Annotated in this window: 23 protein-coding genes; 10 read left to right on the forward strand and 13 right to left on the reverse strand. The window is 67.6% G+C overall.

Features of this window, described 5'->3' with window-relative positions:
* Window positions 1-172: 172 nt before the first annotated feature.
* A complete protein-coding gene (locus tag ACAM49_RS30325) occupies window positions 173-523 on the reverse strand; it encodes a hypothetical protein (protein WP_040816490.1) in 351 nt (116 codons plus the stop codon).
* A 126-nt stretch (window positions 524-649) separates the two neighbouring features.
* Window positions 650-2,029, reverse strand: a complete 1,380-nt coding sequence (locus ACAM49_RS30330) for an ABC1 kinase family protein (protein WP_369638981.1) — start codon at window positions 2,027-2,029, stop codon at window positions 650-652.
* Between the two features lie 296 nt (window positions 2,030-2,325).
* Between ACAM49_RS30330 and ACAM49_RS30335 the strand changes: the two genes are divergently transcribed.
* On the forward strand, window positions 2,326-3,876 hold the full coding sequence (locus ACAM49_RS30335; RefSeq protein WP_369638982.1) for an acyl-CoA carboxylase subunit beta: 1,551 nt from the start codon (window positions 2,326-2,328) through the stop codon (window positions 3,874-3,876).
* Window positions 3,877-3,981: 105 nt separating this feature from the next.
* On the opposite strand, the gene ACAM49_RS30340 is transcribed toward ACAM49_RS30335, so the two are convergent.
* Both ACAM49_RS30340 and ACAM49_RS30345 read right to left on the reverse strand, forming a co-directional pair.
* A complete protein-coding gene (locus ACAM49_RS30340) occupies window positions 3,982-5,352 on the reverse strand; it encodes a lipase family protein (RefSeq protein ID WP_369638983.1) in 1,371 nt (456 codons plus the stop codon).
* A gap of 191 nt (window positions 5,353-5,543) precedes the next feature.
* Window positions 5,544-6,377 (reverse strand): acyl-CoA thioesterase domain-containing protein, encoded by an 834-nt coding sequence (locus ACAM49_RS30345; RefSeq protein WP_369638984.1) that lies wholly within the window; start codon window positions 6,375-6,377, stop codon window positions 5,544-5,546.
* 143 nt (window positions 6,378-6,520) lie between these two features.
* Between ACAM49_RS30345 and ACAM49_RS30350 the strand changes: the two genes are divergently transcribed.
* From ACAM49_RS30350 to ACAM49_RS30360, 3 genes are all read left to right on the forward strand, one after another.
* Window positions 6,521-7,126 carry a hypothetical protein gene (locus ACAM49_RS30350; protein ID WP_369638985.1) on the forward strand — a complete coding sequence of 202 codons (606 nt, stop codon included), beginning with the start codon at window positions 6,521-6,523 and terminating at the stop codon, window positions 7,124-7,126.
* 5 nt (window positions 7,127-7,131) lie between these two features.
* Window positions 7,132-7,440, forward strand: coding sequence for a hypothetical protein (locus ACAM49_RS30355; RefSeq protein ID WP_369638986.1), 309 nt, complete (start codon window positions 7,132-7,134; stop codon window positions 7,438-7,440).
* Window positions 7,441-7,750: 310 nt separating this feature from the next.
* On the forward strand, window positions 7,751-7,999 hold the full coding sequence (locus ACAM49_RS30360) for a hypothetical protein (RefSeq protein WP_033089065.1): 249 nt from the start codon (window positions 7,751-7,753) through the stop codon (window positions 7,997-7,999).
* A 101-nt stretch (window positions 8,000-8,100) separates the two neighbouring features.
* Here ACAM49_RS30360 and ACAM49_RS30365 read toward each other — a convergent pair whose 3' ends face one another.
* Both ACAM49_RS30365 and ACAM49_RS30370 read right to left on the reverse strand, forming a co-directional pair.
* A complete protein-coding gene (locus tag ACAM49_RS30365) occupies window positions 8,101-8,988 on the reverse strand; it encodes a helix-turn-helix transcriptional regulator (RefSeq protein WP_040816479.1) in 888 nt (295 codons plus the stop codon).
* Between the two features lie 86 nt (window positions 8,989-9,074).
* Window positions 9,075-9,305, reverse strand: a complete 231-nt coding sequence (locus tag ACAM49_RS30370) for a DUF397 domain-containing protein (protein ID WP_040816478.1) — start codon at window positions 9,303-9,305, stop codon at window positions 9,075-9,077.
* Window positions 9,306-9,714: 409 nt separating this feature from the next.
* Here ACAM49_RS30370 and ACAM49_RS30375 point away from each other — a divergent pair, with 409 nt between their 5' ends.
* A complete protein-coding gene (locus ACAM49_RS30375; RefSeq protein WP_369638987.1) occupies window positions 9,715-9,900 on the forward strand; it encodes a hypothetical protein in 186 nt (61 codons plus the stop codon).
* A gap of 154 nt (window positions 9,901-10,054) precedes the next feature.
* A complete protein-coding gene (locus tag ACAM49_RS30380; protein WP_369638988.1) occupies window positions 10,055-10,348 on the forward strand; it encodes a hypothetical protein in 294 nt (97 codons plus the stop codon).
* Window positions 10,349-10,418: 70 nt separating this feature from the next.
* Here the strand turns inward: ACAM49_RS30380 and ACAM49_RS30385 are convergent, their stop codons facing one another.
* Window positions 10,419-11,195: a GntR family transcriptional regulator gene (locus ACAM49_RS30385; RefSeq protein WP_369638989.1), complete on the reverse strand. Its 777-nt coding sequence runs from the start codon at window positions 11,193-11,195 to the stop codon at window positions 10,419-10,421.
* Window positions 11,196-11,312: 117 nt separating this feature from the next.
* A complete protein-coding gene (locus tag ACAM49_RS30390; protein WP_369638990.1) occupies window positions 11,313-11,699 on the reverse strand; it encodes a winged helix-turn-helix transcriptional regulator in 387 nt (128 codons plus the stop codon).
* Window positions 11,700-11,757: 58 nt separating this feature from the next.
* On the opposite strand from ACAM49_RS30390, the gene ACAM49_RS30395 reads away from it, so the two are divergent.
* The 3 genes from ACAM49_RS30395 (at window position 11,758) to ACAM49_RS30405 (ending at window position 13,799) form a co-directional block, all read left to right on the forward strand.
* Window positions 11,758-12,558: an SDR family oxidoreductase gene (locus tag ACAM49_RS30395; RefSeq protein ID WP_369638991.1), complete on the forward strand. Its 801-nt coding sequence runs from the start codon at window positions 11,758-11,760 to the stop codon at window positions 12,556-12,558.
* Window positions 12,559-12,669: 111 nt separating this feature from the next.
* Window positions 12,670-13,311, forward strand: a complete 642-nt coding sequence (locus ACAM49_RS30400; protein WP_369638992.1) for a LysE family translocator — start codon at window positions 12,670-12,672, stop codon at window positions 13,309-13,311.
* A gap of 137 nt (window positions 13,312-13,448) precedes the next feature.
* Entirely contained in the window at window positions 13,449-13,799 is a 351-nt protein-coding gene (locus ACAM49_RS30405; RefSeq protein WP_369638993.1) for a hypothetical protein, read from the forward strand.
* Between the two features lie 4 nt (window positions 13,800-13,803).
* On the opposite strand, the gene ACAM49_RS30410 is transcribed toward ACAM49_RS30405, so the two are convergent.
* Window positions 13,804-15,138 (reverse strand): oxygenase MpaB family protein, encoded by a 1,335-nt coding sequence (locus ACAM49_RS30410; RefSeq protein WP_369638994.1) that lies wholly within the window; start codon window positions 15,136-15,138, stop codon window positions 13,804-13,806.
* A 4-nt stretch (window positions 15,139-15,142) separates the two neighbouring features.
* A complete protein-coding gene (locus tag ACAM49_RS30415; protein WP_369638995.1) occupies window positions 15,143-16,183 on the reverse strand; it encodes an oxygenase MpaB family protein in 1,041 nt (346 codons plus the stop codon).
* Window positions 16,184-16,248: 65 nt separating this feature from the next.
* Here ACAM49_RS30415 and ACAM49_RS30420 point away from each other — a divergent pair, with 65 nt between their 5' ends.
* Window positions 16,249-16,908, forward strand: a complete 660-nt coding sequence (locus ACAM49_RS30420; protein WP_369638996.1) for a TetR/AcrR family transcriptional regulator — start codon at window positions 16,249-16,251, stop codon at window positions 16,906-16,908.
* A gap of 37 nt (window positions 16,909-16,945) precedes the next feature.
* On the opposite strand, the gene hpnE is transcribed toward ACAM49_RS30420, so the two are convergent.
* The 3 genes from hpnE to ACAM49_RS30435 all read right to left on the reverse strand — a co-directional run.
* Window positions 16,946-18,334, reverse strand: a complete 1,389-nt coding sequence (gene hpnE, locus ACAM49_RS30425) for a hydroxysqualene dehydroxylase HpnE (protein ID WP_369638997.1) — start codon at window positions 18,332-18,334, stop codon at window positions 16,946-16,948.
* 90 nt (window positions 18,335-18,424) lie between these two features.
* Entirely contained in the window at window positions 18,425-18,952 is a 528-nt protein-coding gene (locus ACAM49_RS30430; RefSeq protein WP_369638998.1) for a LytR C-terminal domain-containing protein, read from the reverse strand.
* Window positions 18,953-18,974: 22 nt separating this feature from the next.
* Window positions 18,975-19,735, reverse strand: a 761-nt coding sequence (locus ACAM49_RS30435; protein ID WP_369638999.1) for an LCP family protein, incomplete at its 5' end; no start/stop codon positions are given.

Genomic DNA, 19,735 nt, shown 5'->3' on the forward strand with positions numbered 1-19,735 from the left:
CCCGGAGCCTCGCCCCATGCCTCCACCCCGACGGGCAGCGGCGGCATTCCGCCGGCCCCGGAGAGGATTGTCCCCGTTCCGCCGCCGAGTGGCGGATTCCTCTGCCCGACCCCGTGATTCATTCCGTCGACGAAGCCGGAAACATTAACTCCCAGAATGGCAACCGACAGACTCAGGCCGCGAGCGCCGACGACAGCCGGCGTATCGCGGCCTGAGCATCTTCCACATCGACGACCACACGGGTGATGTCCGAACCCGTCAGATCGATCAGCACCGCGTTGCCGTCGAAGCGTGTATCCCAGAATTCCTTGCGACCCTTGCCGCGGAAGATGCCCGCGGCGATGACGCCCGGGAAGAACGTGCCCGGCGCGCGCACCCACGGCGGGCGCAGATCCACCGGCGCCGGCGCGATCGCCTTGACCTGGGACAGATCGAAGGTCACATGATCGCGCAGCGCGAGAAAGCGATGGGTACCGGTGACCCGCACGGTCACGGTGGTTCCGGTGACGTCCAATTCGACCATTTCACACCTCACACGCTCGCCCGACACTGTTTCCGCTATCCACAGTGCCGGGCGTTTCTGGTGTAAGGCTGAGGGTTTCCTGGCCGTTTTCTCAGGCTTTGGCGGCCGAGTGCCCGGTGTCGCGGGTCAGTCGACGGGCAGGGTGACGCCGTCCGCGGCGATCTTGGCGGCCACCTCGGCCGGGAAGATATTGCGGAACAGGTACAGGTCGCGGCCGAGCTTCCAGCCGGGCGCCAGGGCCACCGCGTACCGCTCGAAATAGCCGAGCTGCTTGCCCATCATCACCAGCTGCTGCGGCCCCGACGCGCCGCGGCGCTTGCCGAACTCGAGCAGCCGCGCGGAGACCACGCCCAGATCCAGCTTGTCGAGGCTGCCGGAGAGCACCGGGCCCAAAGCCACCGCGAGCTGGCGGCCGATGGTCGCGTCGTCACCGCTGTCATCGGAGACCAGATCCAGCTTGCGCAGCGCCCGCGCCACCGGCCGGAAATCGTTGTCGATGGAACTGGCGAAGAACAGCGCGCGCACGAACTCGCGCCACTCGTTCTCCATCCGCCCGACGATGCCGAAATCGAGCATGGCCACCCGGCCGTCGTCGAGCAGCCACAGGTTGCCCGCGTGCACGTCGCCGTGGAAAAGACCATGCACCGCAACCGATTCCATCCACGCTTTGACCAGACGGCGGATCAGCAGTTCCGGTTCGGGATGCGCGGCGCGGATATCGTCGAAGCGGTCCAGCGGCATGCCGCGCATGCGTTCCATGCACAGCACCCGCGGCGCGCAGTACTCCCAATACACCTCGGGCACAGCCACATTGGTGTTGTCGCCGAAGGCGCTCAGATTCTCGCGGGCGCGGCTCTGGTTGTCGGCCTCGATCAGGAAGTTGAGCTCGGCGACGGTCGCCTCGTACAGATCCCGCACCACCGCTTGGGCATTCGCGACGCGCGCGTTCTCCGAACGCTTCTCCAGCGCCCGCGCCAGCCGCATGGCCGCGCGCAGATCCACGATCATGCGCCGCGCGATCTCGGGCCGCTGCACCTTGACCACCGCGGGGCGGCCGTCGGCCAGCACGCACGCGTGCACCTGCGCGATGGAGGCCGCCGAGAGCGGCTCGTCGTCGAATTCCCGGAACAGCTCCGAGATCGGCTTGCCGAGATCGGCCTCGATGATGGCGCGGGCGTCCGCGGCCGGGAAGGGCGGCACATCGTCGAGGCAGCGCAGGCAGGCGTCGGCCAGCTCGCGCGGGAACGCGCCCGGCGAGGACGCGATGAGCTGGCCCAGTTTCACGAACATCGGGCCCAGCGTCTCGAAGCCGTTCACCACGCCCTCGGCGGCGGCGCGCTTGCGCTTGGACGGGCGCAGCCCGCCGCGCACCACGCTGCCCAGCACCGAACCGCCCAGTACCGCACCCACGGTGACGGTCCGCCGCCACTCGGAGAACCCGAAGGTGTCGAGGTCCGGCCGGATCACCTCGGGCGTCCCCGCTCGCACAGTCATAGGTGAGCTCACGGGCGGCAGTGTATCGCTGACTGTGTCCCCCTTCGCGTCACGGGCGGGGCCGAGTGGTCACCGAAACACACGCCGACGTTCACACGATGGACGGGCGAACGCTCGCGCCGAACGCGGGCGAGCACTGATTCCGCGGTAGGCGGCCCCTTCACCCCTTGGGGCAGGGCAGGTTACCCGGGCGTTCAGTGGTTCGGAGCGGGAGCCGCACGGTACCGTGGGCGGTCGAGTCGCGATCCGGCTCGACACGGGCGCGATCGGGCCCGACCTGATGTTGGCGGAAAGGCAAGACCGAGGTAATGACGGGTACAGCGGAAAAGCTGGCGGAACTGCGCAAGCTCCTGGAGATCGCCGAAGAACCCACCGGCGAGAAGGGTATCCAGAAGCGCCTCGCCAAAGGCGTCGCCAGTGCCCGAGAACGGGTCAACATGCTGTTGGACCCGGGCACCTTCGTCGAGATGGGCGCGCTCATGCGCTCGCCCGGTAAGCCCAACGCCCTCTACGGCGACGGCGTGGTCACCGGCCGCGGCTTGATCGACGGCCGCCCGGTCGTGGTGATCTCCCACGATTCCGGCGTGCAGGGCGGTTCGGTCGGTGAGACCTTCGGCCGCCGCGTGCGGATCGCCATGGAATTCGCCTACAACAACGCCTGCCCGGTGGTGGTCATCAACGACTCCGGCGGCGCGCGCATTCAGGAGGGCGTGACGGCGCTGGCCTGGTACGCCACCATGTGCCGGCTGCAGGAGGACCTGTCGGGCTATGTGCCGATGGTCGCGGTCATGTTCGGCAAGTGCGCGGCCGGCTCGGTGTACGGCCCGGTGAATATGGATGTGCTCGTCGCGACCGACGATTCGTACATGTTCGTCACCGGTCCCGAGGTCATCAAGGGCATCACCGGCGAGGACATCAGCGCCGAGGAGCTGGGCGGCGCGGCCGTGCAGGCCCGCAACGGCCTGCTGCACCACGTGGCCAAGAACGAGTCCGCGGCCCTGGGCTGGGTGCGCGAGTACCTGAGCTACCTGCCCACCAGCTGCCTCGAGCAGCCGCCGATCATCAATCCGGGCCTCGAGCCCGAGATCACCGACTCCGATCGTGAATTGGACCGGATCATCCCGGATTCCGATCGGCAGGGCTACGACATGCATGAGGTGCTGCTGCGCCTCTTCGACGACGGCGCGTTCCTGGAGATCCAGGAGGCCGCGGCGCAGAACCTCATCACCGGATTCGCCCGCGTGGACGGCCGGCCCGTCGGTGTCATCGCCAATCAGCCGATGGTGCTGGGCGGTGCGCTGGACGCGGCGTGCTCGGACAAGGGCGCGTACTTCATCCGGCTCTGCGACGCCTTCAATATTCCGCTCGTCTATGTCGTCGACACCCCGGGCGTGTTGCCGGGTGTCGAGGAGGAGCGCAATGGCGTCATCAAGCGCGGCGGGCGCATGTTCCGCGCGCTGATCGAGGCCACGGTGCCGATCGTCACCATCGTGACCCGCAAGGCGTACGGCGGCGGCTACGCGGTCATGGGCTGCAAGGAGCTCGGCGTCGACATCAACCTGGCCTGGCCGACCGCGCGCATCGCGGTGATCGGCGCGGAGGGCATGGTCACCGTCACCGGTAAGAAGACCCTCGCGGCGACTCCGCCGGAGAAGCGGGCCGAGGTGCGCCAGCAGATGGTGGACTTCTACACCGCGTTCCTCGACAACCCGTGGGTGGCGGCCGAGCGCGGCTACATCGACGCGGTCATCGAGCCCTCCTCCACCCGCCTCGAGATCCGCAAGGCGATGCGCCTGCTCCGCGAGAAGAACGCGGTGCGCAAGCACAACCCGCGCAAGCACAACCTGTTCCCGATCTAGCCAACTCTCGGGACTCTCAGGGGCTTCCCCTGAAACCCCTTCCACGCGACCCTCCGGGGCTTCCCTCGAAGCCCCGGACTGCTCCGGCAGATCGCCTGCCCGCGTTCAGCATTCGTTGGGCGCGGGCACGCCTTGCAGGCGTTGGTCCAGCCAGGTCAGGGACTCCGGGTAGCCGGTGACCGCGCCGATGAAGTGTTCGCCGAAGACGCTGCGGTACACCGCCTTCACACCCAGTGAGCATTGCTCCCGGTAGAGGTTCTTGGCGCCGATCGCGGGGACCCAGAACTCCTGTTCGCCGTTGTAGATGAACAGCGGCACCGGCGATTTCTTGCCGTCCATCCGGGTGACCTTGTAGATCTCCTTGGCCAGATCGCTGTTGAGCGGGTCGGGGATATTGGCCACGAGGTCGATGGGCAGGTGCAGCAGGCCCGGCACGGCGAAGATCTCCCCGCACTGACTGTTGAGGACCGACACCGCCGCCCACTGCGCGAGATGGTTCATGCGGGAGAGGATTTCGGGGCGCTCGCGGCCGATGCCGAACACCGCGCCCAGGAAGACACCGGATGCGAGGTTGGCGTTCATGGTGTGCGCCAGCAGGCTGAAATCAGCGGGCACGCCGCCCAAGGCCGCGCCGACCACCGCGTCGGTCAGCTCCGGGGCGTATTCCGACATGAGTTTCACCGCGCCATTGGTGGCGATGGCCCCGCCCGAGTAGCCGATCATGCCGAACTTGCTGTCCCACAGCTCATCCGGCAGCTGGTAGCGCACGGCGCGAATCGCGTCCAGGATGGCATGCCCGGCCACGATCGGGTCCGCATAGGCCATGCGCGGGCCCTCGTGGTCGGGGACGAGCACGGCGTAGCCGCGCAGCAGCGCCAGCTGGGTGGTGGGCAGGATGTACCCGGTGAAGTTGGAGGCCCGCGAAAACCCGTGCGCCATGGTGTAACTGGGATTGCAGTCGCGCCCGAGCGCGTCGATGGGCAGGTTGTTGACCACCACCGGCCGCTGTCCCGGCCCGGTCCAGTTCCCCCGGGGCAGTACCAGACTGGCGATTCCGTAGGAGGCCTCGTCGCGAGAGTCGTTGGTGCGGTACTTGAGCTGCAGCACCTGCCGCACCGGCACGATCAACGGCAGTGCGGCGGTGGCGGTCACATCGCGCACCGCCACGATCCCGCCCGGATCGTAGCCGTCGAGCCGCTCGGGCCAGTCGTCGACGAAGGAGTCGCCGATGGCGGCGGGCATGGCCGCCGCGCGCAACGCCGCCAATTCCGGTGTCAGCTCTTCGGTATCGACCAGCGGCGAGTTCGCCGGGGCGGGCGCGAGCGCCGGCGCGGGGATGATCTGATCGATCCAGCGCTGGATATCGGGCAGGGAGATGCCGGGCGGCCCCGGTGGAATCTGACCCGAGATGTCCGCCGGGGGCTGCGCGAATCCCGGTGCGGCACCGCAGCCGACGATCGCGCAGCATCCGATCATCAAGGCACCGGCGATATTTCGCAGGCGACGCAGCACAACACCCCCACGGATCAGATGTGTCGGAAGTCCGGGCAGCTCCTCACCTCTCGCGCGCCCGAGAGTACGGGGAGCCCGGCGACCGACGCCGCGGACTCGCGGGTTCGAAGCCACATCGAGACCGGTCCGTGGCCAAACGGCGGTCTTGGCCGCCGTCACATGCGCCGGCGCATCACCATGTCGAGCTGTGCGTTGCTGATCTGGCGGCCCGCGTTGGACACCGAGGTCACCATGCAGCTGCCGAAGGAACCGCCGCGGTCGAACAGCGTGGCCACGCCCACCGCCATGCCGTGCTCGCTGAAGTGGCTGTCGGCCTCCACGCCGATCTCGGTGCCCTCGGGCATGCGCGAAAGGCCCAGCGTCATATCGGTATTGATGAACCCGATGCCCTTGTCGCCCCAGTTGGTCATCATGCTGGTCGCCTCGGCCACCACCGAGACCCGCACGAACGGGGTCAGCTCCTCGCCGGTGATCACCCGAATCGGGTTCTGCCAGGTGCGCTTCCGCAGATTGTTCTCGTGCTCGGTGGGCACCGAGTTCCACACCGGCGAATCCTCACCGCTGTTGAACAGCGGCACCTGCGGCAGCGGCGAGGGCGGCGCCACCTCGAGCGAGGGCGGCTGCGGTTCGCGCTCGCGGTGCCACAGTTCCCCCGGCGGCTGCTGGTCGGGCCGCAGCAGCACCGCCGACGCCCGGGCGGCCACCGTGCCCTCCTGCACCACGCTCACGTCCGCGACGCGGATGCGCCGGCCGTCGCGCACCCGCACGGTCGGGGTGGTGGTGTGCGTGAAGCGGGCCGCGCTGAACAGGTCCACGGTCAGCCGCACCGGCACGAAACCGTCGGTGGCGTGCCCGCGCTCGAGCTCGCGGGCCAGCAGACCGGTCAGCGCCGGGCCGACCACCTGCGCCGAGGACCACTGGCTGGCCGCGGTCGGGGTCGGGTAGAACCCGCCGTCCACCTCGTCGAAATACGCGGGCCATTCCACCACGGCACCGGCTCCCGTCCACTCTGGTTGATCAATCCACTGTTTCCAGAGCTAACACACGCCGAGAACCCGTTTCAATCCAGGGGTCCGCTGGATGGTGATCGGGGCCGGGGGTTAGCCCGCGCGATCACGGGTAGCCCATCCCTATGGTCCGCACCATCGACCGGCTGCTCGGCACTGTCACCCGCACCGTGCACGTGCTGCGGGACAACGGCATTCCCTGCGCCCTCGGCGGTGACTACGCCATGTACACCCGCGGCGGGCCGCTGACAGAGGTGCACTCGGAGGTGGACGTGCTGGTGCGTCCCGCCGATCTGGCGCGCGGGCTGAGCGCACTGGCCGAGGCGGGCCTGCGACCCCCGCTGCCGATCGCCGACACCGAGCGGACCACGCTCTACGACCACGACATCCGCGTCGATCTGGTGTACTCCCCCAACTACCGGCCGATCACCGACGCACTGCTGGCGCGCGCCGAGTCGCTGCCGGTCGGCCCGGAGGCCATGCCGGTGGTCACCGTCGCCGACTTCCTGGTGGCCGAACTCATCGTGGCCGATCCGCATCGGCTCGATTTCACCCACCTGCTGCACATCGCACGGGAATTGCGGGCGCAGGTCGATTGGGAGCGCGTGCGGGCCGAAACCGCGGTCTCACCCTATGCGCGCGCGTTTCTCGGCCTGCTGGACGATCTGGGCATCAGTGCGGGCCACCGTGAACTCGGCTCGGCGTGTGAACACGGCTCTACAGCAGTGTGATTCGCATGTGGCTACTCGGGTATCCGACTGTTATCGGTTCCGCATTGCGCGGAGAAAGGACAGTGCCGATGCCTGTCACTCCGAACACCTGCGCCGAGACGCGCAATCTCCCCGGGCCGATTCTGACCGCCTCGGGAATCATCGCCTTCGCTTTGACTTTGATCACCGCCGGCTACGGCGCCCTCACCTTGAGTGCGCTGTCGGCGCTCGCGGGGATGGTCTGTCTGCGTGTCGGAATCGCCCTCATGATCATCGAACATCGCCGGGTCAAAGCTGCGAACCCGCCCGAAGCGGCTCCACACGACCGACTTTGATCTTCCGCAAATTCCTGGAAAAAGCGGAACGGTCGCGACGCGCCAGAACTTTCGATCGGAAGTACCGAGAAAGCCCAGATCGCCTCGATTGCAACCTTCTGCCAACCCTTGTTTCGCAAACTCATAGCATCCCGAAAAGTGCTCTGGCGCTGCGAATTCGATGTTGCAGATGTACTTGCATCTGCGCAATGCACGGTCATAGACTCGTCGTGCAAGGCACCACTAAGGGGACAACCAGAGAGCCGAGCGGTGAATCACCGGCGATTCTTCGCCCACGGTTAGCCGTCGGCCTGGCGTCAGGGGCGTTCGAATGAACCAGCCAATCAACCTCAGCCGACTCGGGTTTGCCGACAGAAGTCAGCCGGAGCAAACCTATTCACGTGAGACGGCAACCGCTTTCGTCATCCGCCAGGTCGAATCCACTGGAGCGGCCACTCGGTATGATTTCGACATCGAGCGGATCGTCACCACGGCGCATGCCATGGTGAACGACTGGGATCTGCATACCATGCAGCCGGAGGCCTTCTGGCGAATCGCCTCCAGCTTCATCAGGCAGTAACCGAATCCGGCCGTGCCGCAGGCCGACTCGTCCGGTCGATGGCACGCTGATAGGGGCCCCGTGAGGGGCCCCTTATCCATGTTCGGGGAGCTTTTCGGGAGCTAGTCGAGCTCGGCAGCTATCCGCGCCAGCTCTTTGCGGGAACGCTCCGGCGGCTCCGCCTGGACACTCAGCTGATCCATGACCTGACGGTAGAGCTCCAGATCCTGGCGACGATCGAGGTACAGCGCACTGGTCAGCTGCTCCAGATACACGATGTCCGGAAGTTCCGGTTCCGCGAAGCGCAGCATGGTGAACGAACTCCCCGCCGCCGCATGCCCGCCCGCCGCATACGGAAGCAACTGGATGGTGACGTTCGGCAGCCTCGACATCTCGATCAGGTGCTCGATCTGACCGCGCAGCACGCCGGGACCGCCCACCGGACGGTGCAGGACCGCCTCGTCGAGCACGGCCCAGAAGCTCGGCGCACCATCGCGGGTGAGTAGCTCCTGGCGACGCCTGCGCAGCGAGACGCGGCGCTCTCCATCCGCGTCGTGCCCGAGGGCAACGACCGAGCGGGCGTAGTCGGGGGTCTGCAGCAGACCCGGAACCAGCTGCCCCTCATAGGTGCGAATGGATTTCGCCGCGTGCTCGAGACCTAGATAGGTTTCGAACCAGGGCGGGAGCAGATCGCTGTAGCGATGCCACCAGCCCGGTTGATTCGCCTTGCGAACCAGATCGAGGAACTGCTCGCGCTCGCCGGGATCGTCAACGCCGTACAGCGCCAACAGATCCCGGATATCGCGCTCCTTGAATCCGGTCCGCCCGAGTTCCAGGCGACTGATCTTGGCATGGGATCCGCGAATGTGTTCACCCGCGGCTTCCCGCGTAATGCCGCTGAGTTCCCTCAGCTTCCGTAGTTGGCTACCGACCGCGATACGCAGTGCGGTTGGGCCACGTTCGGCGACAGCGGAATCCGCCCGATCCTGGGAAACGGGTTCTGCGATCATGGGGTCCACTCCGATGCTCGGGTTTGCCGGCAGTGGACTCACAACCGTCTGTCGCGAACCACCGCGCCGATTGCCAATGCTACCGCTCAGCGCGCGAGGTCGTCGAACTCTCCGCTCTTCGCGCCCTGGAGAAAGGCATCGATCTCCGGCCGCGTGTACACGATCAGCGACCCCTCGGGGTCACGCGAGTTGCGCACCGCGACCTGCCCGTCGGCGAGGGGGGCGAGCTCCACGCAGTTACCACTGGGATTGCTGAAAGTGCTCTTGCGCCACAACAGATTCGAGCGATCGATCGGGGTTGCCGAGATGTCCGTCATTTCCGACTCCTTGCCAGTACCGCCCGCAGACGGTGGTCCCAGTACTTGCAAATGTTCGATCAGGTGTACTTACAGTTGCAACCGCAAGCACGACGATAGCACGCAGATTGCCCGGTATCGATGGCTCAGCGCTGGCACATCCTTTGCAACACAACACATTTGATCTTGGTTTGCCGGAAACCCGAGCGAAGTTGCGAAGGATTTCCGACAATCCCGGCCCGTCGGTCCCGTTCGTCCGATTGGCTCCGGACTACCTGTCCGAAAAGTCACGTGACGCCGGAATCGGGATCAGCTATCGCGGAGAGCACCGCTCGACACCGAATGCGAGCGTGCAGATGTGCTTGCATCTGCACGAGCCGGAACCCTAAACTCGGTGCACCATTCCACCCCCATCGGCCAGAGGCATCAAATGACGCAGATGCTCGTCCGTTCCACCGATATCGCGGCAGACAGCTCCGGTGATTGCGCGGCGGAACCCCGCTCGCTCACCTACCGCCAGGCCCGCGCCATCCTGCGGGCCCACGATCAGCACTTCGCGTGCCGACAGTACCTGGCGGCCGTAGCGTATCTGTCGGCCGACAACGATGTGGACTGACGGGCCTGCCGAGCGCAACCTTGCGTTCGCGCGCGCGGCGTAAGGCGGCTTGCAAGGGCGCCCGGATTCTGTTGTGCGGCAACTCCCTTGCGCACCACCGTGTATAACGGGTACTCCGGATGGAGAACAGCCGACACGTGGAAGAGCGCCGAAGATGTTTCTTACAGCAACCCACGAACTGCTGACCCAGCTTCAACACGCGCAGGTCTTCAACCCGACGCCCGAGACGCCGCCGGTGGCGGACAAGCTACTGCGGCTGGTCCGCTATTTCACCTGGTTCGTGCTGCTCTCGGGCATTCTCGCGATCACCTACGCGGGCGGCCGCTTCGCCTGGGAGAAGTGGAGCGGCGGCGCGGTGCAGGCGCCCAAGCAGGTGGCCGGCGCGCTGGTCGGCGGGATCGTGGCGACCAGCGCGGGCACCATCATGAACGCGGTGATCGGGCAATAATTCCTGCCAAGAGGGCTTGTCTGAGACGAAACCGACCCGTCGGATTTGAAACACCGACGCTCGGGCTGTCTCAGGCCGTCGCCGCCACCTCGTCGGCCGCCTCGGACCCGACCGCACCGACCAGTTCCTCGAAGCGCGCCACCACCTTCCGGTGGTACATGCCGAACAGATCCTCGAACAGCGCCAGCTGCGCCTGACTCGGCCCGCCGTCGGACTCCCACACCGCGACCAGCGCCCGCCACACCAGCACGTGCAGGTCCGGCGAGACCGCGAAGAACGCCTCGACCGCCTCCGGCACCTCCAGCACCATCTCGCCGATGGAGTTGAGCACCGCGCGCTGCACGGTGTGTCCGAGCACGGTCAGCAGCCCGCGCAGCAGCCCGAGTTCGATCGAGAGCATCCGGTGCGGATCCGGATCCGCGCCCCGCGCAACGCTTTCCAGTTCGTCGATGGCGTCCTTGAAAATGCCCGGATCGAGCGCGCGCTCGCTGCCGGTGTAGGCCAGCAGCGCCTCGAGCGCGATGCCGCGTTCCTCGTCGAGGATATTGGCGAACATCTCCGCGGCGATCTCCGGATTCGGCATGGACAGCCGGAACAGCCGCCGGTACACGTCCACACCGCCCTCGGCGCGCACATCGCGGATGACGAATCCCTTGCCGCGGAAGGCGTCCACGAATCCGTAGGACTCCAGCCGGCCCAGAATCAATTGCGCCGTAGCGCGATTGAGGTCGAATTCGTCGGCGACCTGGCGGACGGACGGCATCAGACCACCGGGCTCGTACTCCCCGGATGCCACGCGGCGCGCCAATTCATCGGCCACGTCGGCGACGACCGTCCGGTCTCCCATCGTGTCACCTCTCCACAGACTCGTACGGAGCAAATCTTGTTCACGTCCCAGACAGTCTAGGTGGTTGTTCGGTCAACCGCACAAGTCTTCGAACACGCGGAAGAAAACAGCAGACCCTTAGGTATCTTTCCGAAATCCGTCCCGCTGGGCGTCGGTATCGTCGCCGGCGCGTTCCAGATTGGCGGCCCAGTGCTCCGACCAGCGCCAGATCGGTTCCAGGGCATAACCCAATTGCACTCCGGCAATGGTCAATTCGTAGGACTTGTCCGGCTGCTTCTCCACCACACCGACTTCCGCCAGCCGCTGCAACCGCATCGACAGCATGCTCGACGAGCAATTGCCCATGCGGCGGCGCAGTTCCAGGAAGCCGAGCGGGCCGGGTTCGAGTTCCCAGATCACGCGCAGCATCCAGCGCTGGCCGAGCAGGTCCATGGCGGAGAGCACCGAGGTCGTCGAGTCGTCGGCGCGGCTGTTGGCGGGCGGCGGCTGGCTTGCGCTTCTCATTTCGAACTACCATAGTGGTTCGAAAATAGAAGCACTCGATCGGGCCGGAGGTAGGCGGATGGCGGGCAGCGGGGACCTAGCGGTAGGCGGCGAGCCGGGCGGGCGGCGAATCGTGCTGATCACCGGCGCTTCTCGCGGGATCGGCGCGGAAACCGCGCGGGTGCTGGCGGCGCGCGGCGACCACGTGGTGATCAACTACCGGGAGAAGCGCAAACGCGCGGAGACCCTGGCGGCCGAGATCGTGGCCGCGGGCGGCAGCGCCTCGGTGGCGGGCGCGGATATCGCCGACCCGGACAGTGCGCGGGCGCTCGTCGATGCGGTGGTCGCGGAGTTCGGCCGCCTGGACGTGCTGGTGCTCAATGCCTCCGGCGGGTTGGAGCGCGATGCCGCGCCCGGCTACGCCATGCTCCTGAATCGCGACGCCCAGACTCGCCTGGTCAGTCTGGCGCTCCCCCACCTGCCCGTGGGCGGCCGCATCGTGTTCGTCACCAGCCATCAGGCCCACTTCTCCGCGACCCGTGCGGTCCCGCCCGGCTATGAACCCATCGCCGCCAGCAAGCGCGCGGGCGAGGACGCCCTGCGCGCCATGATCGGCGAATTCGCCGACCGCGGAATCGGTTTCACCGTGGTATCCGGCGACATGATCGACGGCACCATCATCGTCCGCCTCCTCGAACGCCGCGATCCCGCCGCCGTCACCGCCCGCCGGGACCAGGGCGACCTGCCGACCGTCGAGGATTTCGCTACCGCGGTCGCCGCCGCCACCACCTCGGACACCGGACTCGGGCACACCGTCTACGTCGGCGGAATCGACTATCTATCGGAGGACGTTGGCGCGCAGGCCGCCTCACCGGCCTGACCGGCAGCATGCCTCGGCGTGTGCTGGCGGGACGCGCCGACAGGGGTGCGAAGTTGCCTCCGCGGACGGAATTCGCTGGCCAGACGGTCGGGCCGGTGACAGCATCGATGCATGCCGCACTTGATCTCCGTCCTTCCAGCCTTCACCCTCGCCTGTCTGATCCTGGCCGCGATTCCGGGTCCGGCCACCGCGCTGTTCCTGCAGCGGGCGGTCCGGGACGGCCGCGCCGCCGGGCTGGCGGCGGTGGCGGGCAATGAGATCGGCGTCTTCGGCTGGACCCTCGCGGGCGGGGCCGGGTTGTCGGCGCTCCTGGTCGCCAACGAGGTCCTGAATGTCGGCGTCCATCTGCTCGGCGCATTCGTGCTGGTGTGGCTGGGAATTCAAGCCTGGCGCGGATCCCGCGGCGAGGACACCTTCGGCGCGGCACTGACCGCGGCGCTGCCGGGCGGGCGCACCCCGGCCTCCGCGTTCCGGGCGTCGCTGATCTCCATCGCCGCCAACCCCAAGGCGGCGGTGTTCGGCCTGACGATCCTGCCGCAGTTCCTACCCGGCTCCGGCCCGGTCCTGCCCACGGTCCTGATCCTCGCCGTCATCCAGCTGGTGATCGATACCGCCTGGTGCGTCGGCGTGGTGCTGGCCGCCGACCGTGCCGGAGACTGGCTGCGCCGCACGGGCATCCGCCGCCGCATCGAACGCGCACTCGCCGCAGTCCTGGTCGGCCTGGGCATCGGCCTGGCCGCCGACGCCCGCTGAGATTCTGACCTCGGGCCACGCCGCGCCCCGGGGCCCGGGATTCGCGACGATTCGGCGTGGCCTCGGGTCGGCGGCGGGACGACCATGGTGGTATCTGGTCGGGTGCGGGTACTGCTACGGCGAGGAGGTGCGGGGACATGGTGAACGACGTGGAGAAACGGTGGAACGATCCGTCGATGCTGCGGCATGCGACGACCTATGTCCTGGCCGTGCTCGGTGCGACCGCCGTGGCCGCGGTGATCGTGTTGATCTGGGCGGCGGCCCGTCCCGCGTGCCTGAACGAGGGGTCGAGTCTGTGCGATGCGACCTCGCGGGTCGTGGTCGGATTGGTGCCGGGTGGCATCCTGCTGGCCGGGGGCATCGGCGCGCTGGTGATCGCCTTCCGGGCGTGGCGGGCCGAGCGGGCCTGGCCGATCTGGCAGGGCGTCGGCTGGTTCCTGTTCACGATCATGGTCGTGTACCTGAGCATTGCCGGTACGCAGGGATGAGCGGTCAGATCGGGCAGCGTGGCGCTGCGGCGGACGCGTCGTGGTGGTCGAACGGGGTGCCGCGGATTCCGGCCCGGGCGGCGAGGTAGCGGGCGATCCGGGTGTTGCGGTCCCACATCGGGTCGATGTGGCGGGCCCGGCGAATCATGCGAGCACGAGCGCCGGGGAGGTGATCGTCCAAGGCTCGAACCCGAACCTCGGCGGTCGCGGCGAGGCCGACGAGGCGGGAGAACGGGCGCAGCGGAACCGATTTCAAGGGGGTGTCGGCCAGCAAGGTGCGGACCAGCGGCTCACCGCTGTAGTAGGCCAGGGCGCCGAGCAGGGGTGAGGTGGCGGCGATGCGGAGGCGGCCGCTGACGGTCGCATCGGTGAAGGCGCGGGTGGCGGCACCGGCCATGTTCGCGGTCCACTGCGGGGCCACGCCCGCGGTCGCGACCATGTAGTCGGCCTGTTCCATGCCTTCGGCGGCCGAGCGCGGGATGAGTTCGTCGGCGACACCGAAGACATGGGCGATATAGGCCCAGTAGTGCATGACGGCATCGAGTTGCCTTGTGCTGCACCGTCGGCCGTGCACGTGGTCGAAGCACATCGGTGACAGGCCGAAGGTGACGGCCGCGCCCATGGTGGTGGCATTGGAGATGGGATTGCCGTGCTGCGCGAAATGCTCGTCACCCCAGGTGCGCCGCAGCATCGCCCGGACCTGGGCGTGCATGAGCCGGACCCGGACGGTGTCGTGGAAGATCGGGTTACCGCGTTCCAGTGCCCGGGGCGCGGTGACACTGCGGAACCAGACCGAGGATTCCAGGCCGCGGCGATACGGGTCCTTGACGAAGCGCCCGGTCTGCCCGACGGCGGACGCGACCTCCGCGCCGACGAAGGTGCCCATGAAATCCTGCACGCCCATGGCCATCTTCCCGGCGAGGGAGACGTTGATCCAGAGCCGGCGACCGTATTCCCACAGGTCGGGGTCGTACCAGTCGGGCGGATTGTCCAGCAGGGCGAAGAGATTCACCAGTTCGGGCAGCGGATCGTCGAGGCTGTCGATGCCGTGCGCCAGGGCCTGGTTCAACATACGGCGGCCGCCCGCGGAGCCGAGGCGACCGAACGCCGCGACCAGCGCGTCCATCGGTTCGTCGCCCTGCCACAGATGATCGGCCATGAGCCGGGTGCGGGGTGTGTCGACCGGCTCGCGGCGCACGTCGATCCAGGGTCCCAGCATGGCCTTTCGCGGTTCGAACCACAGGTCCGACGGCACCGCGCGCGGCGGTGGCGGGCGCAGCGGCAGGCCGGGCCGGTAGTAGTAATCGTAGGGATGGGTGGTCTCGAGTCCCTGGGTCATGGCGTCAGAACCCTGTCAGCTGGCGGAATCGGGTGATCGAATCGGAACCGCGGTCGGCGTGGACCGGGCAGTAGTGCTTGCCCTCGGCGCGGTGTTCGGCGGCGGGCCACAGCATTTCGGGCGCTTCCGGCGGTGCGAGCCAGGCGGGCCGTTTCCCGGCGGCGCGGCGGCGGGCGGCGTGAATGCGGGGGAAGAAGTACTTGATCCCGTCCGGCGTCACCCGGTTCATGGCCGACAGCGTCCGGCACAACCGGTCGAACCGACGCTGATCGCGCGCGGTCCAGGTGAACCCCATGGTGCGGCGGATCTCCGGATCGCACAGCCCGATGGTCACGAACTTGTAGAAGTGCGCACCGGTCGGCCGGATCAGGTGTTCCCAAAGCGGCTTCGGCAGCTGCCGCACCAGCGGGAACGGCGGCACCGGGACGGTATCGACCAGCCGGTACACATCCCAGGCGGCCTTGGTCGGCTCCAGGGTGTCGCGGCACATGTCGCGCCAATACCGCTGGAAGGCAGCCCAACTGGTCGGCACCACCCGCATGCTCATGCCGTACATCTCGTACCAGCGGTAATGCTCGCGCCAGAGTTGTTCGCGCTCGGCCTCGCTCAGCCCGCCCATGAACAGCTCCGCCGCGCGCAGGTTCTGTACGAAGAACACCGCGTGCGCCCAGTAGAACGTGCCCGGGTCCAGCGCGTGATACCGGCGGCCCTGCCCGTCGACGCCTTTGATGCCCCGGTGGTATCCGACAATCTCGCGCGCCGTCCGCTCCGCCCGGTCACCGTCGAACACCACACCGTAAATCGGGTACAGCGACCGCAGAATCCGTTGATAGAACTCGTCCTGGATTTCGGAATGGAATTCCACGCCCGCCCCGAGCCCCGGATGCATGTTCTGCACCATGCCCACGAACAGTGCGCTGGGCAGAAAGTAGAGGGATCCGAAGGTCTTCCAGGTCAGTGAGTCCGGCCCGAGCGGAACCGGATCGTGATGGGAACCGGGCGACGGGACTTCACCCTGGCCGGACACCGCGCTGTGTGACACCATGTTTCAACGCTGACACGAATATTTACTCGCATTCAATTCGCATTCCGAATCTCCCCCGAAACGCCATGACATCGAAACGCCGCACCTCGAAAACCCCCGCGCCACCGCCGCGCCGCACGCCGCAGCAGGATCGTTCCCGCGCTATGGTGGCGCGCATCGTCGATGCCGGGCAGCGGGTGCTGATCACCCACGGCTACGACGGGGCCTCCACCAATCGCATTGCCGCCGAGGCGGATATCAGCCCGGGTTCGCTGTATCAGTACTTCCCCAACAAGGACGCGGTGGTGGCCGCCGTGATCGAGCGCTACACCCGCGACGTCACCGAGCTGGTGCGGGCGAAGGTGCTGTCGAATATCGGCAGGCCGCCGGAAGTCTCTGTGCCGGAGACGATTTCCGATCTGATGGATGCGCTCGGAAATGACCGAGAGCTGTTGCGCGCGGTGGTCGAGCAGACGCCGCGCCTGTCCGCGGACGGTCCGGTGGCGGCGTTCGAGCAGCAGATCGCGGAGCTGGCGCGGGTCACGCTGTCGATGGGGCGGTATCCGGTGCCCGAGGAGGTGGACGCCGATGCGGCGGCGTGGATGCTGGTGCGGGTGGTCGAGCACCTGACCATCCGCTATCTGCTCGACGGCCCGCCCATTCCCCGCGAGCGATTCCTGGCCGATATCACCCGACTGATCCTGAACTTCTTCCTGGATCCGCGACCGCGAGCAGAACGCGAGTAATCAGACCGGCTGGTCGACTGGTGATCCGAGCGAGACCTCAGCCGCGCGCGGAACGGCCCGCCATCGAAGGCTCCGCGGGCAGGCTGAGCAGCAGATCCACGGCCTTGGCGGCGCTCTGGGCCGCGCTCTCCATCGTGGCCGACCAGTCGGTACGGGTCCAATCTCCGGCCAGCACCAGCGTGGGCACCGAGGTGCGCTGCGCCGGGCGCAATCCGTCGGTGCCGACCACCTGCGAGAAGGTCGCCCGCGGCATCGGAACCACCTGCGCGTGCAGCACTTTCGCATCCCGTGCGGCCGGATAGTAGCGCCGCAGCAGCGCCATCTGCTCCTCGACCACCTCGCGGTGCGGCTTGTGGATCTGCTCGTACGCGCCGCTGGTGGTCAGGCAGTACAGCCAGCCGTTGAGGGTGCCGCGGCCGTGCATGCGCTGCCGGTCGAACACCTCGTCGATGACGCCCGCGCCGCCAATGAGCGCCTCCATCGCGCCCTGCGTGCCCAGCGGCCGGTCCAGGTAGAGATTGGTGCTGACGATCGGCGTGTACCCGAGTTTGTCCGCGGCCGAATAGATCTCGTCGTGCTCGGGTAGCTCGTCGAGCAGCCCGCCGATATAGGAGTTGGGCACCGCGCACACCACCGCGTCCGCGGGCTCGACGTCCCCGTCGGCGAGCACCACACCGGTCACCGCCCCGTCCTGGATCCGGATGCGCCGGGCCACCGCGCGATACTTCACCTCCACGCCGTGCCGTTCGAACACCCGCTGTGCCCCGGAGACGAACAACGTGTCGAGATCGGTGGTCGGATAGCCGATGGTGACCGGTCGCATGTGCTTGACGCCCAACCGGATTCCGGTCGCCATCACATCGGCGAACACCTTGGCCGATTCCTGCCGCACCGGTTCGGCGGCGATGCCGAGCGCCAGCCAGTCCCACAGCGCCTCGCGGGCGGTCTCGGGCATGCCGAGGCGGCGCAACCATTGATCGGTGGTGAGGTCGGCCAGATCACCGGGCTGACGCAGGCACTGCCAGCCCATGCGCAGGGTGGCCGCCGCGGCCCGCAGCCGATCCGCCGGGCTCGCGTCGGGATGCGCGCCGAAGAGTGCGCGCACGGCGGGAAATCCCTTGGTGCCCATGGTGACCACGCGCCCGCCCGGCCAGCGCAGCACTCCGCGCTGCGGGAAGGTCACGTATTGCCGGGTGCCGACGCTGGTCAGGTACCGGAACAGGTGGTCGTAGCCGCTGGCGATCACGTGCTGCCCGTTGTCGGGCACGTCCCGCAGCGGCGCGACCTCGAGCGCGTGCGTGCGCCCGCCCAGCCGCCCGCGCCGTTCCAGCAGGGTGACCCGCTTGTCGGCCTCGGCCAGCCAGACCGCGGACGCCAGGCCCGCCAGGCCGCCGCCGATCACCACGTAGCGTCGCTGATCGTTCATCGCACACCCCTCGAGCCGTACCTGACAAGCAAGCTACGCCCGGCGGGCTCCCGCCATGCCCGGATTGGCCACCGTCGTGCCCGTATTCCGTTACCTCACACAGGGAATGCCGCCGGTATCCATCTGGGAGAGGTCGGTGGCGGCCGGAGCGTTGGTGCCCGGCGCGGTGGCGGAGACCGGCGCCGGGGGTGTGGTCGAGGTCGTGGGCGCGGTGGTGCGGGTCGCCGAGGTGCTCGGATCAGCTTGTTCGGCTACGAGATTCGCGATGGGACCGGATTGCGCGTCGCTGCCCAGGGTCAGCTGCACGGTCTGCTCTTCCACCGCCGTCGATTTGGTGGCGGTGAGGCCGAGTTGCGCGGCCAGCGCCTGCGCGGCGGATTCCGCGCCGGTGCCGTAGGTCAGCGTCGTGGTGTCGCGGGCCGCGCCGGTCGAGGTGGTGCCGCGGGTGAATCCCCTGGTGGCCAGGGCTTCTTGCACCTGGGCGGCCAGGCCGTTGCGGCCGGAGCTGTTGACCACGTTCAGGACGACACCTGCCGCGGCGGGAATCGTCGTGGTGGTCGGGACGGGCGTGGTGGTCGTCGTGGTCCCGGAATCGCCGGGCGACAGCAGATTCCGCACGATGCCCCGGATCTCCTCGGTATCAACGATATTGATCGACTCCCCCGCGTCGTCGGTCCCGAAGTCCTTGACCGGCAGCGTATACAGCGACCCCCTCGTTGAACAGCGCCGAGGCCCGCTGCGCGAACGACAGCGGGTCCAGGTTCTTGTCGATGGCGGTGTTCTGCTTGGCGATATCGAGCAGATTGCGCAACTTGCTCGGGCTGCCCAGCGTCCCGCTGTCCTGCAGCTGCCGCAGCAGCGAGACGATGAACGCCTGCTGGCGGCGGGTGCGGTCGAGGTCGGTGAACAGCGGCTGATCCGGGTCGCGGCGCTGGCGCACGAAGGCCATGGCCTGCGCGGCGTCGATCTGCTGCTTGCCCTTCTTGAAATTGGCGCCGGAGTAGCTGTCGGAGGTGTCCTCGTTGAGGCACACCGTGATCGGCTGTACCGCCTGCGCGATCTGGAAGAACGCGGCCAGGGTCACCTCGACGAAGTGATCGACCGGCACATTGCCCAAAAACTTGCTGACCGTATTGCTCTCGGCCAGCCGCCCCGCGTCCCGCGACCGCTGATCCAGCTCCAGCGCGTCCTTCACCCCCGCCGCCGTGAGCTTGTCCTTGGCCCGCGCGTACGCGAACCCGTACGCCTGCTTGATCTTTCCCTTACACGGCGAGCTGGCGCACGAGGCCGGATCCAGCGTGACATAGTCGTCCCGGGGAATCGAAATCGCGGTCGACTTCGACCCATCCCCCGGAATGTGCATCAGGATCAGCACATTCGAATTGAACCCACCCTCCCCCT

Origin of the sequence: Nocardia sp. JMUB6875, from assembly GCF_041154655.1 — a bacterium.
Lineage (GTDB): Bacteria > Actinomycetota > Actinomycetes > Mycobacteriales > Mycobacteriaceae > Nocardia.